The sequence below is a fragment of the Sphingomonas yabuuchiae genome (assembly GCF_001477495.1).
Taxonomy (GTDB): Bacteria; Pseudomonadota; Alphaproteobacteria; order Sphingomonadales; family Sphingomonadaceae; genus Sphingomonas; species Sphingomonas yabuuchiae_A.
In genome coordinates, this window is the sequence record NZ_LDTF01000157.1 from 1 (window position 1) to 1127 (window position 1127).

Genomic DNA, 1127 nt, shown 5'->3' on the forward strand with positions numbered 1-1127 from the left:
TTTGTTCACGATTTGGAGTTGTTGTTTTCCAGCAGAAGACGGCATCCGATCGAGGAGTCCGTCTCGTGGGCTCGGAGAGGGGTATAGAGGACAGGAACGGCACGATCGCGCGGATGGCGGAGAATACCGTGCCGTTCAGCGAGGCCCCCGTCCCCTCGGGCGAGCCGGTCGCGGCGGTGCTGGAACTGGTCGGCGGGCGCTCGGCGGAACTGGGGATATCGGAGGGCGATTCGGTTTCCTGGCCGAAATAATGGGCTAGGGGCCGCGCTGATGCCCTGCGCCTCCATGCCGAAACCAAGCCTGCTCCCCTCCCGCCTGCGGGAGGGGAGCAGGCTTGGTTTCGGCATGGAGGCGCAGGGCATCAGCGCGGCCCCTAGCCCATTATTTCGGCCAGGAAACCGAATCGCCCTCCGATATCCCCAGTTCCGCCGAGCGCCCGCCGACCAGTTCCAGCACCGCCGCGACCGGCTCGCCCGAGGGGACGGGGGCCTCGCTGAACGGCACGGTATTCTCCGCGATCCGCGCGATCGTGCCGTCGGCACGGATGAACAGGATGTCGAGCGGGGTCGGCGTGTTCTTCATCCAGAAGCTCGCCTCGCGCGGCCCGCCGCCCTCGGGCGGATAAGGGGCGAACAACATGCCGCCATCGGGTTTCAGGTCGGTGCGGTACATCAGCCCCTGCGCCTGCTCGGCGGTCGTGCGGGCGGCCTCGACCTCGAATCGATGTTTGCCCTGCGCGCTCGTGATGGTGACGGGCACGGTCGCGACCTGGTGCCCCGCCTTCTCCGCCGCTTCGGATGAAGACGTCTCGCCCGAGCAGCCCGCCAACCCGGCCCCGGCCAAAGCCAGCGCCATCACTCCCATCCGTATCATCCGGCTCCTCTCAGCGTCACGACGACCGCCAGGGGGCCTTTCGGCCCCTCGACCACGCGCGCCGCCAGCGGCTGACCGGGTTCGACATCCAGGATTCCGCCGCGACGCAGCGTCTCCATATGGACAAAGATGTCCGCCCCGTCACGGTCCCGCAGCAGGAAACCATAGCCTTTCAGCCGGTTGAACCATTTGACCGCGACCTGCTCCGGATCGCCCGCCTCGTCGACCAGCGCCACCGGATCGATCCGGTCGGA

3 protein-coding genes are annotated in these 1127 nt (G+C 67.5%); 1 reads left to right on the top strand and 2 read right to left on the bottom strand.

What is annotated here, in order from left to right; genetic code table 11:
* Positions 1 to 113: 113 nt before the first annotated feature.
* On the top strand, positions 114 to 251 hold the full coding sequence (locus NS355_RS18470; protein WP_430727024.1) for a DUF192 domain-containing protein: 138 nt from the start codon (positions 114 to 116) through the stop codon (positions 249 to 251).
* A 130-nt stretch (positions 252 to 381) separates the two neighbouring features.
* Here the strand turns inward: NS355_RS18470 and NS355_RS17810 are convergent, their stop codons facing one another.
* Both NS355_RS17810 and NS355_RS17815 read right to left on the bottom strand, forming a co-directional pair.
* Positions 382 to 873 carry a DUF192 domain-containing protein gene (locus NS355_RS17810; RefSeq protein ID WP_058746872.1) on the bottom strand — a complete coding sequence of 164 codons (492 nt, stop codon included), beginning with the start codon at positions 871 to 873 and terminating at the stop codon, positions 382 to 384.
* Positions 870 to 1127 (bottom strand): cold-shock protein (locus NS355_RS17815; protein WP_167345497.1); only part of this gene is annotated, 258 nt, incomplete at its 5' end. The genes NS355_RS17815 and NS355_RS17810, both read right to left, overlap by 4 nt.

What these genes read in the sequence shown, in the direction of transcription:
- NS355_RS18470 (WP_430727024.1), top strand. Translation starts at nt 114, where the DNA reads ATGGCGGAGAATACCGTGCCGTTCAGCGAGGCCCCCGTCCCCTCGGGC.
- NS355_RS17810 (WP_058746872.1), bottom strand. Translation starts at nt 873, where the DNA reads ATGATACGGATGGGAGTGATGGCGCTGGCTTTGGCCGGGGCCGGGTTG.